Here is a 13,748-nt window from a genome sequence, read left to right on the forward strand (position 1 = left end):
GCAACAGTTCGAAAGAAGCCTAAAGCTTTTCGGGAAAATGGTGGTGGGTCATTGCTTCTACTTGCGCCACCAATTGCGGGGTTATGCCCATCTCCTGGATATGGCGATCGCTCAGGGAGGGAATTACTGGAGCCGTTGCTATCGCTTGGTTTTGATTGCGCCACGTTTCAAAATCCTCTGGGGTATGCACAATCACCTGAGTGCGCATGGCCCCGTGGTAACCCCCACAAAGTTCCGCACAGACCACAGGGTATGTCCCAACTTTAGTGGCCTTAAAGCGCAGTTCAGTGGGGACGCCGGGAATCGCATCCTGCTTCAAGCGAAACTGGGGCACCCAAAAGGAATGGATGACATCCCGCGCAGAGAGATTTAACTGCACGTCCTTGCCGACTGGGATATGCAATTCGCCGGAGACAATGCCACTGTCGGGGTAGGTGAAAATCCACGCATACTGCATACCCGTCACATCCACTACTACGTCTGGGGCTTTGCCTTGAACATCAGGGCTAGCCCCAATGCCAATTTCAGGGGTTTGCGCTGCTGCTAAGAGGGCAGTTGCATCACTGGTAGTCTTCGAGGGGGCTTGGGCAACAACCGCCATCCCTGACTTGGGTGCATGCATCGAGTGCATCGCATGATCCCCCGGATTCAGTCCCCCCATGCGCTGGAAAATATCCACGCTGTAAATGCCAAGGAAGATCACAATCAAAGCGGGAATTGCTGTCCAGAAGGCCTCTAGGGGTAGGTTGCCCTCCACGGGTAGCCCATCGCCTTCCTCACCGGCACGGCGGCGATAGCGAATCACAAAAAGGATGATGGCACCCTGTACTACCAGAAAGAGGGCAGTACCAATTGTGAGCATAATGTCAAAGAAGTTATCCACCAAGGGAGCCTGCTCAGAGGCCTGTTCCGGCAGAAGGCCATGGTGATGTCCTACCCAAAAACTAATCAGGGTAACAACAACGCCAGCGGTCAGTGTCCAAATTGAAGCGGGTATTTGTTCCATGGGGCCAAAGCGTCCAGAAAATCCCATCCCGATCCTAGGCAGATTCCCCAAGGATGTGGGTTAAAAGAACCTAAAGATTTATGTTGATTGATTCATGATGCTTAAGGCAGATTGGGCACAGATTAAGACCTTCCCAATGTCATTGAGGACTAGTAGACTCAAGCAATTGTTTACCGGAGGATGACGAATGCTCAATGTCCTTCCCCTGGCTGGGATGTCTTTGGCAAGTCTACACTACTCGACCCATAGAGTAGATCAAACGCAGGTGTATATGGTGGCTGCGCCGATGGCCGAGTATCGGGTGGTTATGACAGAACCAGCGACCAGTGGCCAAGATACCTATTTAGAAACGACGGCGGCTTTTGCGCGGCGTACAGGCGCTGTGGCAGCCATGAATACCAATTTTTTCCGCTGGCTAAATGCCCAATCCCTGCGCTCTTTTCAGGACTACCAAAAATGGATCATGGGGGAGTCCCATCCTGACGGCATTAGTTACCAAGCACTGCGGCAAACGTGCTTGAGGGGTCGAGGCACTATTCCAGCGGGGGTTCTCGGAGCCTACATTGTCAATGGTCGAGTCGTGCGTCCCTATGAGGGGGGCTATTCAGGAATTGTAAATTTTCCTGCCCAAGGAGGCATTGAGTTTTATCGCGGCAGGTTGCCAGAGCAGCCCTTTAATGTGGTCAGTGGCTCGCAGCAGCTTTTAGACGGTGGCAGAAAGCTACCCGTTGATGGCAGCGATCGCACGTCCCCAAAGGCAATTCTTGGCAGACGCGGGAACGAGTATGTCTTTGTTGTCAGCGATGGGCGAGGGAATGGTGGCTCACCAGGGCTTTCTTTGTTGCAACTTCAAGACTTCCTACTGCAGCAGGGAGTAACGGAGGCAACGGCAATGGATGGGGGTGAGTCGGCCACCTTGGTAGTGGAGGGGCAAGTGAAAAATCATCCCCGCGATCGCTATTGCCAACTAGCACGTTGGCTACCTGCTCCCACCCTCACGTTTATTAATCCTGAAGAGGAGGCTCGCGAAACAGCGATGGCCCTGGGGCGATCGCTCAGACCTGTTGGCGCCAACATTGGCTTAGTACCCCGACATCGCCCCCCAGCCTTCCTTTCCTTGGCGTTTTGGAAGTCCTTGCAGCAACGACTACTTGCCCGACTACGGGCTTGGCGAGACGCCGTCTAATTCCTGAAAACCAAGACCAGATTTTGTTAAAATCCTAGTGTTCACTTTGACCGGCACACGCAAAGCTATGATTCAGTCTGCATACTCCCTCCTGCTGACCATTACCCCTTCCCTGAAAGGTTTCTTTATTGGCCTATTGTCCGGCGCCGTGGTTTTGGGTTTAACCTTTGCGGCTCTGATCGCCATTAGTCAGATTGATAAGGTGCAGCGTTCTTTATAGTCAGCAGACCTAGTAGTGGACCTTGCACTCCCACTAAAATAGGGTCATGGCCATAAAGCCGTGACTCTGGTTTTCTATTTTGCCCCTTTAGGCAATGGGTTAAATGACTTATCTTTCCTTCTCCCCTCTCCTTGGTCAAATTGTTAATGTTGGGCTTGGACCTGCTGGTCTTTTGGGAATCGGCCTCGCTGTTGCTGGGGCGCTTCTCTATTTCCTGCGCTCGATTCAGCCGGAGTTAGCGCGAGATCATGATATTTTCTTTGCCGCAGTGGCACTCCTGTGCGGGGGGATTCTCTTTTTCCAGGGATGGCGCCTCGACCCAATTTTGCTGTTTGGCCAGTTTCTGCTGACGGGCACTGCTGCCTTTTTTGCCTATGAAAGTATTCGTTTGCGGCGAGTGGCCACAGAGCAGGCACGGCGGAATACCCCCATTGTGGATGAAGAGCGACCCGTTAGCCGCAGCTACACCTACCGGGCAGAAATAGAGGAACTGGAACCCTACGACGAGGAGGAGGAAGAGGAGTACCCACCCTTACGGCGAATTCGGGGTAGCCGCGATGTGTCGCGATCGCGCTATGAAGACGAGGATGTAGAGGAGACCCCCCCGGTAGGCCGTTTACCCTCGCGGCGCAGTAGCCCGTCCCGTCCTGAACCCCCCAGCCGTCCTAGTGTACGTCGTCCCCCTTCACGGCGTCCTCGACCGACAACATCACCGTCAGATGAGATTGTGGATGAACCCTATCGTCCACCGACACCAACGCGCCAGCCCAGCCGCCGTCCCCCACCACCTACCACAGAAACAGCAACAGTGAGCGATCGCCCCACGCGCCGCCGTCCTCCCCGTCCGCGTCCTGAAGGCACCACCGATGGCAGTGAGTATGTGCCCTATCAACCCTTGGATCGTCCTCCCAGTGATGAGCAGGATAACTCGGCCAATTTTGACGATGAATAAACCCTAGGAGCAAAGGCGGTTGACAATGCGTCGCTATCTTCTGGTTTCAGTCCTTGGCTTGGCAGCAATTTGGGGGGGTGTTTCAGGGAGGACTTGGGCAGCTCCCCTAGAGCAAGCCACCTCGGCTCCCTTGCCGCAATCGGTGCAAGCGGTGGTCAATGGCTTGGATGCGGCAGCCAGTCAAAAGAATTTAGACAGCGTCTTGGCCTTCTATGACCCTGAGTTCAAAACAGGGGATGGTCTCACCCTTGAGATATTGCGCAAACAACTGCCCACTTTTTGGCAACCCTATCGCGATATCCGCTACCGTACCACCGTCAACCGCTGGCAACAGCAGGGCAGTGACTGGGTTCTAGACATTAGTACCACCATTGAAGGCACCGGCGGCACCAGCGATCGCCCGCAAAACATTCGTGGGAACCTCCAGGCCACCCAAGTTATCCGCAACGGCAAAATTATTCGCCAAGACATTACCAACGAGAAAACCACCATCACCATTGGTACAACACCGCCCACGGTTCAACTTTCCCTCCCTCAAACGGTGCGTACCGGCGAGGAATTTAGCCTTGATGCTATTGTCCAAGAACCCATTGGCAATGCGATTCTCCTTGGTGCTGCCAGCGATCAGCCCATCAATGCCCAAACCTACGCCAATCCCAGCCCAGTGAAATTGGAGCTTCTCTCTGCGGGCGGCATTTTTAAGGTGGGACGTGCCCCCCAAGAACCCGGTGGCCGTTGGGTCTCTGTAGCCTTAATTCGGGATACGGGCATGGTCTTGATTACACAGCGACTGCGGGTGGAAAAACCATGAGTGAGGCGGAGTCAACCTCTGTAGAGGAACCTGGCTCGGAAAGCACGGCAGGCATTGGCGCAATTCCAGAGCTTGAGCAAAGTACACCCCTGGTCAGTGGCCTGACTTTAGAACACTGTGAAGGACGCTACCGACTCACGTTGCCTAGCGATTTAGACTGGATTGATTTGTGGCCGCAGTTGCAACTATACCTCGTCGGTCAAGAACACCTCTGGTCAGAGCCCTTACCTGTCGAGTGTGCCTGTGGACAGCGGCTCTTAGATCAGTCACAGCTGCAACAGTTGGCCGAGGCCCTCAGCGAGCATCAGTTGCGACTGGACAAAATTATTACCGGACGCCGCCAGACGGCGATCGCCGCTGCTACCCTTGGCTACAGCGTTCAACAGGGGGAACTGCCACCCTTGCTGGCTAAGGAAATCGACGGCAACCCAGAACCCACTGCCAATCCCCTCTACTTGAAAACCACTCTGCGCTCAGGAATAGAAATTCACCATGATGCCAGTGTGATCATTGTTGGCGATGTAAATGCCGGTGCCAGCATTATTGCCGCCGGCGATATTATCGTTTGGGGCCGCTTACGGGGAGTTGCCCACGCCGGCGCTAAGGGTCATCTAGGAGCGCGGATTATGACCCTTGAAATGGCGGCGACACAGTTACGGATTGCCGATCTACTGGCCCGGACACCGGCTCCCCCTCGTCCTCCCTATCCAGAGGTGGCCTACGCCACAGACCAAGGGATTCAGATTGCCCCCGCCTATACTTGGGGGCGAGTCTTCGCCGTATCCGCAGCACCTTGAGCTAATCTATTCTAGTAAGCCAATTCCTAGGGAGTTCAATGGGGCGCACGATTGTCATTACCTCGGGTAAAGGAGGTGTAGGGAAAACAACCACCAGTGCCAATATTGGTGTTGCTTTGGCCAAATTAGGGCGATCGGTGGTGCTCATTGATGCAGACTTCGGCTTGCGCAACCTCGACCTACTGCTTGGTTTGGAAAATCGGGTAGTTTACACTGCCATTGATGTGCTGACGGGGCAGTGTCGCCTCGATCAAGCCCTTGTGCGTGATAAGCGCCTCAATAAATTGGTCTTGCTGCCCGCGGCCCAAAGCCGCAATAAGGATGCCATTACCCCAGAGCAAATGCGACAGTTGGCATCCGCCCTGAGCAAGCACTATGACTACGTACTCATTGATTGTCCAGCAGGGATCGAAGCAGGATTTCGGAATGCCATTGCCCCCGCACAGGAAGCCTTAGTGGTGACCACCCCAGAAATTGCCGCCGTGCGGGATGCTGATCGCGTGATTGGCCTGCTGGAGGCCTACCGCATTCGCAATAGCCATCTCATTTTGAATCGGTTGCGCCCGGCAATGGTGGCAGCCAACGATATGATGTCCGTCGAAGATGTCCAAGAAATTCTGTCTATTCCCCTGATTGGTATTGTCCCTGAGGATGAGAAGGTGATTGTTTCCACCAATAAGGGGGAACCTTTGGTCTTGGCAGAGTCGCCGTCGCTGGCTGGACAGGCCTTTATGAATATTGCCCGCCGCCTGGAGGGGGAAAAGGTTGAGTTTCTCGATCTAGAGGCGGCAAGCGGGGGATTATTCAGTCGGATTCGACGCTTGTTTGGGGCAAAGGGATGATCAGCGAACTTCTGGAGCGGCTGTTTACGCGCACTCCCCCCAGTCGCACCACCGCTAAAGAACGCCTGAAGCTGGTGTTGGCCCACGATCGCACGGCGCTGACGCCACAAATTCTAGACAATCTGCGGCGAGATATTTTGGAGGTAGTCTCCCGGTATGTGGAGCTAGAAACAGAGGGGCTAGCGGTTTCCCTAGAGTCGGATCAGCGGACAACAGCTCTGATTGCCAATTTACCCATTAAACGGCTGAAGCTGCCTCCAGAGGATGCGCCAGAGAATTTCCCAGCAGAAAACGAGGAAGAAGAACGTTGAGTACCGTTACAGTTGGGCTAGCAGCGATCGCCAGTGGCGCGATCGTGGCACAGGCACCTTGGGCAGCTGTTTTAATCGCCCGTTTAGGGTTGGGTTGGCGACGCCCTTCCCCCTTGACCCCTCAGCCCTCCCGCCCAGAAAACTTGGCCAAGGTATCAATTATTGTACCCACCCTCAATGAGGCGCAGCGACTGCAGCCCTGTTTGGAGGGTCTCATGCGCCAGGGCTACGAGGTGCGGGAAATTCTTATTGTCGATAGTCATTCCCAAGATGGCACAGTTGAGATGGTACGGGCGGCGCAACCCTGGGATCCCCGTCTGCGAGTGGAGTTTGATCCTCCCCTACCGCCGGGGTGGGTGGGGCGGCCTTGGGCATTACATACGGGCTTTTGTCGTGTCCATCCTGACAGCGAATGGATTTTGGGAATTGATGCGGATACGCAACCGCAGCCCGGTCTTGTGGCCAGTCTTTTGGAAACAGCACAGCGGGAGCAATTGGATCTCATTTCCCTCTCACCCTGCTTTATCCTCAAGACGGGAGGCGAATGGTGGCTGCAACCGGCGTTACTTTTAACCTTGATCTATCGCTTTGGTGCAGCTCCGCCTGTGGCAACGCAACCGGAGCGGATTTTGGCCAATGGTCAGTGCCTGTTGGTGCGGCGATCCTGCCTCGAAGCGATCGGGGGGTACCAGGTTGCCGCTTCCTCTTTTTGTGATGATGTGACCTTGGTGCGAGCCATAGCAGCTGCGGGGGCGCGGGTGGCCTTTCGGGATGGCTCAAAGGTACTCAAGGTGCGCATGTATGAAGGAATGGCAGAAACTTGGCGGGAATGGGGGCGATCGCTGGACCTGAAGGATGCAACCCCAATTGCCCAAGTGTGGGGCGATGCCTATTTCCTCTGGGCAGTCCAGGGATTACCGTTGCCCCTGTTGGTTTTGGGGTTAGTGGCCCTGGCAGTCACTACTCCCACCCTGCCTCTTGAGATGGCGACATTGCTCAATGGCCTCCTGGTGCTGATTCGCTGGGGCATGACACTGGCGATCGCCCCTGTCTATGATTGGCAGACGGGTCAAGGGCGCTGGCTCTTTTGGCTGTCACCTCTTGCGGATCCCCTAGCGGCACTGCGCATTACCCTCTCCGGTTGGCAACGTCCCAAGCAGTGGCGAGGACGAACCTACAGTTCGCAAACTTAGAGCTTCTTGTTTATCAGGTTGACCGGATCGATGACATCGATGACATTGACGAGAACATCACTCTTAACTGCGGCCCAAGGGGCACTTGCAACTACATTTGCGGCAATTGATGGCCGCGTCAAGGAAAATTTAGATCGAGTTCTGGCAGCCTTTCGTCAGCACCGACTGGGGGTACACCACTTCAGTAGTATGACCGGCTATGGCCACGGCGATCTGGGGCGAGAGGTCCTGGATCGGGTGTTTGCACAGGTGATGGGGGCGGAGGCAGCTTTAGTGCGGGTGCAATTTGTCTCTGGTACCCACGCGATCGCCACCGCCCTCTTTGGGGTGCTACGTCCTGGGGATGAACTCATTTCCCTTGCCGGTGCTCCCTACGACACCCTAGAAGAGGTAATTGGCCTGCGGGGTCAAGGACAGGGCTCCCTCCGGGACTTTGGTATTCACTATCGCGAAATTCCCCTGCTGACCAGTGGTGAGCCGGATTGGGGGGCGATCGCCACCTGTGTTCAACCCCAAACCCGGATGGTGTTCATTCAACGCTCCTGCGGCTACACATGGCGCCCCAGCCTCAGCCTCGAAGACATTGGCAAAATGATTCAACTGATCAAGAGCCAGAATCCCGATGTGGTCTGTTTTGTGGATAACTGCTACGGTGAGTTTGTCGAGACCCAAGAACCACCCCATGTCGGTGCCGATTTAATTGCTGGCTCGCTGATTAAAAACCCTGGGGGTACCATCGCCACAGCGGGGGGCTATTTAGCGGGACGCGCTGATATCATTGAGCAGGCCAGTTATCGCCTCACCGCACCGGGAATTGGGCATGAAGGGGGGGCTACGTTTGATCAACATCGCCTGCTCTTTCAAGGGCTCTTCTTAGCACCACAAATGGTCGGTGAAGCCCTTAAGTGTGCCCACCTATTGGCCTATGTCTTTGACCAACTGGGCTATCCAGTCAACCCTGCCCCCCTCGCCCGCCGCCGCGATGTCATTCAAGCCATCCAATTGGGCAGTCCTGAGAAGCTGATTGCCTTTTGCCGCACCTTGCAACGCTACTCCCCCGTGGGTTCCTACTTGGATCCAGTACCGGCACCCATGCCCGGCTATGCCGATGATCTGGTGATGGCTGGCGGCACGTTTATTGATGGTAGCACCTCAGAACTGTCTGCTGATGGCCCCTTGCGTCCACCCTATATTGTCTTTTGTCAGGGAGGGACCCACTTCACCCACATGGCCTTAATTTTAGAAGCGCTCCTAGAGGATCAAACCTTTTGAGGCCAGCCGTAAGCTTGGGCAACTGCTTCCCATTGATACAAAATGCTTTGCTCAAAGGCTTCCTGCCAGGTGGGGCAGGTCGCTTGGGTAATTTGGTGTGCCTGTGCCCCCATCCGCTGGCGATAGTGAGTATCGTCTAACAGCCGGCTAATGGCGGCCGCCCAATCTTGGGGGTCGCGACTGTAAACCACTACCCCATCCTCCCCCGGGGCTTGGACATATTTGCGTCCACCATCAAAACCAGAAATGACGACCGGTAATCCCGCTGCCCGTGCTTCCACCACCACATTGGGTCCTGTTTCCGACTCTGAGGGAAAAACGAATAGATCACTGCTGGCATAAATTGCCCCCAATTTTTCTTGGGGCACCTTGCCGATGAGGGTGACGCGATCGCCCAAGAGGTCTTTGACAAGGACAGCCTGCGCCCCTTCACCCACAATCAGCACATGGAACGCCTTTCCTTGGCTAGCTAACACTTGAGCTGCCCGCGCCAACAGGAGCACATTTTTACTGGCATCTACCCGACCGACAAAAAGTATGATCGGCTGTTCTGGCAGGTGATACTCCTCCCGTAACCATCGGGGATTGTGAAATCGCGGATGAAAGCGATCGCGATCAATGCCCCGCTGAAACCATGCCACCCGCTCAGGGGGCAAAAACGTGAGCAGCCAATCGGCATCCTGCTGCCGCGAGACCAGTACGCGATCGCTGGCCCGCATAAAGCCCGCTAGTTTTCGTTCGGCTTGGCAACCCAACCACTGATCCACCTGTAGTTGCTTCAGCCATAGCCACCGCCAAAATTGCCGCCCCCAACTGCGGCCACTCATGCGCCAAATAATTTCCCGTGAATAGGTGCGGGTCAGTAACGGCAAATCCGTGTGAATCGAACTGAGCAGCGGACGACGCTGCTGGCGGCAAAAGCGGCGCACTGTTTGAGCAAAGCTAAAGGTATCTGTAATGTGAAACACCTGATGTTGGGGTAAATAACGGCGCAATCCCCAGTGAAAGGGAGCGACATCGGTCATACCTGCCCCTTGGCGCATGATTTCTAGTGAGTGCGTGCTGAATTGGGGCGGCAGCAATTGGTAGCGAACATTGGCCGCCACCTCTAGGGTTTGTTGTTTTGCCCCAAGGAAATAGAGCGTCAGGTCAACGCGGTCTAGGTAGTGGCTGGCAGCTTCAGCAAAACGTTCCCAACATTTGACATGCCCGCCGGCATTGGGGTGCCATTCTAGGCAAATGAAGACAGCAACAGATAATGGTTGTGGCAATCTAGTCTTCTCAAGGTTGCATTTTATTAAAGATTCACTGAATATCACATTATAAATATCGCATTATAGAGTCATTCACAGTGAGCCATGATGGGCTATCGTAATCGCGCGATCGCTATTCTCTTAGCGTTGGCTGGCATCTTTCTGCCGGGACTTCATAAGTTTTATTTGCGCCAACCCCTATGGGGGGGAGTTTACCTGATGCTGGGGCTACTTTTTTCGACAGAACCCCACGGTTCTCTAGGTAGCATTGCTCGTATTGCCTGTGTGATTGAGGCCGTGTGGTATTTGTTTCAGGGGGCTGATGCCTTTGATGCCACCTTTAACCCCAACATTAGTGCGGTGGTTCCAAAGCTGCCGGCCCCTCCTCTTGAGAAATCAACCTAGTACCGCCAATAGCGACGACCTTGCCAAAAAATCCCCACGGCTGTGCCAATCAGGAACACGTCGGTGACAGGAAAAAATAGGGGCCGCAGTCCGAAGGTACTGCCAAAAAAGCTCAAAAACATACTGCCCACTAGGACACACAGAAATAACGCCCAAAGGGTACCGCTATAGATAGGTGCTGGGTTAAACCACACCTCTAAAAAGATCACTGCCACCATCCCAAGGCCAATGCTCAGACCAAGGCGGACTAACAAAACCAAGGGAGGTTGAAGCAGGATGATCAGTGCCTCGCGCACCGCCGTAACGGCAGCCGCAATATAGTAAAGCCCTGTATCAAACAGCGCTGCAAGCAAGGCAACGAGAAGACCTGTGGGCACTAGCGATCGCCACGGTAGTGCCTTAAACTGTTGCCAAGGATCGGACACAACCAAGACTCACATTCAGGATAGTCAGGATATTGGCAGAACCTAGGGCATCGGTAGATCGCCGAGGCTCATTTCCAGCTCCATGCGCTGTTCCATCTGGCGCAGAAAATACCCCGTCATCATGGCTGAGGCCAATAACCCCGCCAAGTTGTCGCGATCGGTGGCAATTTGGACATTAAAATCCTCAGAGGGAAGACCACCCACGAGACCTTGAACATTTTGGCTGATAATTTGGCGAATTTCTGGACTGACGGAACGGGCAATACGGGTCAAAACTTCTGGCGATTGGCTTTGCAGGTACTTCAGGAGCAGATTGGGCTGCCCATCCTCCGTAGAAGACTGGTAGAAATTAGCGTTTCCGGGATCAAAAACCATAGGCAGTGCTCGTTAGTTATGTTAACTATATGTTACCAAAACAAAATACCGTCCTAGAGCCAAGGCTCCCGTGCTCGCTGCTCTAACTGTAGAATAGACCTCAGCACTCGGTCAGACTGAATACACGAACACACAAGGATTCTTGCATGACTGCCCTCGATCAGCTTCAGCCTGCCAACCCTCGGGAAGTCAATATCTTTGCCCCCTATATGCGTGCTGAGAAGCGTCCACTACTGCCCTTGGGCATCGCCCTCTACCGTCTGGGTAAGTTGGAGGGACAACGGGGAATTGAAGGCGGTAACAATGTTGATTTTGTTGCCACATGGACGATCGCTAACTTGCCGGCGGATTTATCCCGCTGTACGGTGACCTTTGATAACTCTCCTGATCTACAGTACGAAATGTCTATCACCACATTTGAACTGGTGGATTATCTCATTGATGTCATTATTAACTATAAAAACATCGTATTGCTGATTTTTCCAAAGCATTTTATCGTAAGCTGTTACGGCTTGACTAAGGCTTGTGTGTTTAGGATTGGGGTTGCGGGAGGAGTAACTCAACGGTGGGAAAGCATTTATTGATTGGTTCAATTGTTCCCTATAGCGGCAAGTCTGCAACGATTATAGGCTTGGCCAAGCTCTGTCGCGATCGCCACCTGCGCATTGCCTATGGTAAGCCCCTGGGTACATACCAACCCGCCAGCGATAGCGAAGAAACCGAAGCCGATGTCAGCTTTTTACAGGAAACCCTGAACCTAGAAAATGTACGGCCCACCTTGCTCACCCTGACTCCAGAAGCCATCAAGGGGCGACTGACGGGCACAGATCAGCAGGATTATCGCCAAGCCCTAGCGGCCTATCACCACATCAACAGCGAAGACTTAGTGCTTCTTGAAGGGCCAGCAACATTAGCAGAGGGGCGACTGTTTGATTTGGACTTAGCTCAGATGGCAGCGGTGTTGGAGGCACCGATTTTACTGGTGGTGCGCTATGAATCCCCCTTGGTGGTGGAATCGCTCCTCCTAGCCAAGTCGGAATTGGGCGATCGCCTATTGGGGGTGATCATCAACGATATTCCCGCAACCGAGACCCAACCCTTGCCTGCTATTCGCCAATATCTCGAGGCCCACCAAATTCCAGTTTTTGGTACATTACCCCGCAGTCAGTTGCTGCGCAGTGTCAGTGTCAAAGAATTGGTACGCCAGTTAAATGCCGAAGTGTTGTGCCGTCCTGATCGCTTGGATTTGCTGGTAGAAGAACTCACCATTGGCGCAATGAATGTCAGTGCTGCCCTGAAGTATTTCCGTAAAGCGAACAATATGGCGGTGATTACGGGGGGCGATCGCACCGATATTCAATGGGCGGCCCTGGAGACCTCCACCCACTGTCTAATTCTCACGGGGCATTTGCCGCCTTCCCCAGCCATTCTTGCCCGTGCCGAAGAGTTGGAAATTCCCATTCTCTCTGTGGATCTGGATACGCTGACGGCGGTGGAAATTGTGGATCGTGCCTTTGGTCAGGTGCGTCTTCATGAAATCGCCAAAGTCAAGTGTGTCGAGCAAATGATGCAGGAGCATGTGGATGGCGATCGCCTGCTGACCCAGTTGGGACTCTTGACGGTTGAGGCCTAGCGTTTGACAGTCAGGGCAAACATCAGTACTTGAGTCGGGGTTTTGCCGTCAAAGTTGTTATCGCCAATGATATAAAGCGATCGCGCCCCATCGGCCAAGGGGGGGCCAAAACTCATCCCCTCCAAATTGGTTAAGGGAATTCCTAGGGTCTTGAAATCCAAAATCAGACGTTTCTGCACAGGGCGGATGGGACCCAGATCAACCGGCAGGGTGGCCATGCCAAGGGTATCTGTCGCTCCCGCTAGGGATACTTCAAAGAGTTTGATGCCATGTCCTACCCCCGGACTGTAGGTGCGCTCCAAGCTGAGAAAATGGCCACCATTGTCAAGGGCAAGTAGCTCTACGAGGCCATTGAACACTGCCTCGGAGGGATCCAATGGATAGAGATGCTCCGCCAGCAACACAGGGGCAACATCCCCCCGCAGGTAGTGGAGCAGACGGCAGTAAATAGGGATATTGGGACGGACATCTTGGGCAAGGGCAGATTCAACACCGACAAACAGGCGATCGCCCGCCGGGGAAAGCGTCAGCGCCTCAAAGCCAAGATTATTGCGAATCCCTTGCTGACCATTGGGCAGATAGTATTTGGGAATGGGTAGCGCTGTAATGGTTTGTCCATTGTTGCGCTCAAACTCCTTGATCCAGGGCGAGCTAGCTGTGGCCGTTACCCCTTCACTGCTAATCAGCAGGTGTCCCTCGGGCGTCAGGGCAATTCCCTCAGTATCGGCGGTGTTGGGAGGATACACCTCACCATTCATCTGCTGGAGAAAGGTCACGCCCTTGGGGGTAATGGCTTTGGGAGTGATCTCGAGGGTGTAAAACCGAGGTTGCTGGCGATCGTCACTGATGGCATAGAACTGCTGTTGACGCTGATCGTAGGTCAAACCCGACAGCCCTCCCACCTCGGTATTTCGCCACTGGCTGCCGACGGCTAATTGGACTTCGCCGCGAAATTCCACCCCCACCTTCAGAAACAGCCGCTCCGCCGCTTGCACTTGGGGGAGCGCACATCCCCACAGTAGGCAAAGGAACAGAAGTCCCATGAGCAGGCGTCGCCCGTACATCAG

The 13,748-nt window shown here is 54.2% G+C and carries 16 protein-coding genes and 1 pseudogene; 12 read left to right on the plus strand and 5 right to left on the minus strand.

The window, feature by feature from the left end; all coding sequences use genetic code 11:
- Positions 1–19 precede the first annotated feature (19 nt).
- On the minus strand, positions 20–1,006 hold the full coding sequence (locus NK55_RS06865) for a cytochrome c oxidase subunit II (RefSeq protein ID WP_041429669.1): 987 nt from the start codon (positions 1,004–1,006) through the stop codon (positions 20–22).
- A gap of 187 nt (positions 1,007–1,193) precedes the next feature.
- On the opposite strand from NK55_RS06865, the gene NK55_RS06870 reads away from it, so the two are divergent.
- The 9 genes from NK55_RS06870 to NK55_RS06910 all read left to right on the plus strand — a co-directional run bounded on the left by NK55_RS06870 (position 1,194) and on the right by NK55_RS06910 (position 8,590).
- Positions 1,194–2,192, plus strand: coding sequence for a phosphodiester glycosidase family protein (locus tag NK55_RS06870; RefSeq protein ID WP_024125037.1), 999 nt, complete (start codon positions 1,194–1,196; stop codon positions 2,190–2,192).
- 67 nt (positions 2,193–2,259) lie between these two features.
- On the plus strand, positions 2,260–2,412 hold the full coding sequence (locus NK55_RS06875) for a photosystem II reaction center X protein (RefSeq protein ID WP_024125038.1): 153 nt from the start codon (positions 2,260–2,262) through the stop codon (positions 2,410–2,412).
- Positions 2,413–2,515: 103 nt separating this feature from the next.
- On the plus strand, positions 2,516–3,364 hold the full coding sequence (locus tag NK55_RS06880) for a Ycf66 family protein (RefSeq protein WP_024125039.1): 849 nt from the start codon (positions 2,516–2,518) through the stop codon (positions 3,362–3,364).
- 25 nt (positions 3,365–3,389) lie between these two features.
- Complete coding sequence (locus NK55_RS06885; RefSeq protein WP_024125040.1) at positions 3,390–4,175, plus strand: periplasmic protein; 786 nt, start codon at positions 3,390–3,392, stop codon at positions 4,173–4,175.
- Entirely contained in the window at positions 4,172–4,972 is an 801-nt protein-coding gene (minC, locus tag NK55_RS06890) for a septum site-determining protein MinC (RefSeq protein ID WP_024125041.1), read from the plus strand. Before NK55_RS06885 ends, minC begins: the two co-directional genes overlap by 4 nt.
- A 38-nt stretch (positions 4,973–5,010) precedes the next feature.
- Positions 5,011–5,814 carry a septum site-determining protein MinD gene (minD, locus tag NK55_RS06895; RefSeq protein WP_024125042.1) on the plus strand — a complete coding sequence of 268 codons (804 nt, stop codon included), beginning with the start codon at positions 5,011–5,013 and terminating at the stop codon, positions 5,812–5,814.
- Complete coding sequence (gene minE / locus NK55_RS06900) at positions 5,811–6,125, plus strand: cell division topological specificity factor MinE (protein ID WP_024125043.1); 315 nt, start codon at positions 5,811–5,813, stop codon at positions 6,123–6,125. The genes minD and minE overlap by 4 nt, the downstream gene beginning before the upstream one ends.
- On the plus strand, positions 6,122–7,318 hold the full coding sequence (gene cruG, locus NK55_RS06905) for a 2'-O-glycosyltransferase CruG (protein WP_024125044.1): 1,197 nt from the start codon (positions 6,122–6,124) through the stop codon (positions 7,316–7,318). Before minE ends, cruG begins: the two co-directional genes overlap by 4 nt.
- A 45-nt stretch (positions 7,319–7,363) precedes the next feature.
- On the plus strand, positions 7,364–8,590 hold the full coding sequence (locus tag NK55_RS06910; protein WP_162147176.1) for a methionine gamma-lyase family protein: 1,227 nt from the start codon (positions 7,364–7,366) through the stop codon (positions 8,588–8,590).
- Here the strand turns inward: NK55_RS06910 and NK55_RS06915 are convergent.
- The gene (locus NK55_RS06915) at positions 8,578–9,861 is read right to left on the minus strand and encodes a glycosyltransferase (RefSeq protein WP_024125046.1); all 1,284 of its coding nucleotides are present in this window, start codon (positions 9,859–9,861) and stop codon (positions 8,578–8,580) included. The genes NK55_RS06910 and NK55_RS06915 overlap by 13 nt on opposite strands.
- 87 nt (positions 9,862–9,948) lie before the next feature.
- Between NK55_RS06915 and NK55_RS06920 the strand changes: the two genes are divergently transcribed.
- Entirely contained in the window at positions 9,949–10,248 is a 300-nt protein-coding gene (locus NK55_RS06920) for a TM2 domain-containing protein (protein WP_024125047.1), read from the plus strand.
- Here NK55_RS06920 and NK55_RS06925 read toward each other — a convergent pair.
- Together NK55_RS06925 and NK55_RS06930 are read right to left on the minus strand one after the other, a co-directional pair.
- Entirely contained in the window at positions 10,245–10,673 is a 429-nt protein-coding gene (locus NK55_RS06925; RefSeq protein WP_024125048.1) for a hypothetical protein, read from the minus strand. The two genes, NK55_RS06920 and NK55_RS06925, sit on opposite strands and share 4 nt — an antisense overlap.
- A 42-nt stretch (positions 10,674–10,715) precedes the next feature.
- Entirely contained in the window at positions 10,716–11,048 is a 333-nt protein-coding gene (locus NK55_RS06930) for a DUF760 domain-containing protein (RefSeq protein WP_024125049.1), read from the minus strand.
- 146 nt (positions 11,049–11,194) lie between these two features.
- On the opposite strand from NK55_RS06930, the pseudogene ebsA reads away from it, so the two are divergent.
- Both ebsA and NK55_RS06940 read left to right on the plus strand, forming a co-directional pair.
- Positions 11,195–11,568 (plus strand): annotated as a pseudogene (gene ebsA / locus NK55_RS06935) (type IV pilus biogenesis protein EbsA).
- Positions 11,569–11,613: 45 nt separating this feature from the next.
- Complete coding sequence (locus NK55_RS06940; RefSeq protein ID WP_024125051.1) at positions 11,614–12,681, plus strand: phosphotransacetylase family protein; 1,068 nt, start codon at positions 11,614–11,616, stop codon at positions 12,679–12,681.
- Here the strand turns inward: NK55_RS06940 and NK55_RS06945 are convergent.
- Positions 12,678–13,745: an esterase-like activity of phytase family protein gene (locus tag NK55_RS06945; RefSeq protein WP_024125052.1), complete on the minus strand. Its 1,068-nt coding sequence runs from the start codon at positions 13,743–13,745 to the stop codon at positions 12,678–12,680. The two genes, NK55_RS06940 and NK55_RS06945, sit on opposite strands and share 4 nt — an antisense overlap.
- Positions 13,746–13,748: the final 3 nt, after the last annotated feature.

The organism is Thermosynechococcus sp. NK55a, assembly GCF_000505665.1.
Taxonomy (GTDB): domain Bacteria; phylum Cyanobacteriota; class Cyanobacteriia; order Thermosynechococcales; family Thermosynechococcaceae; genus Thermosynechococcus.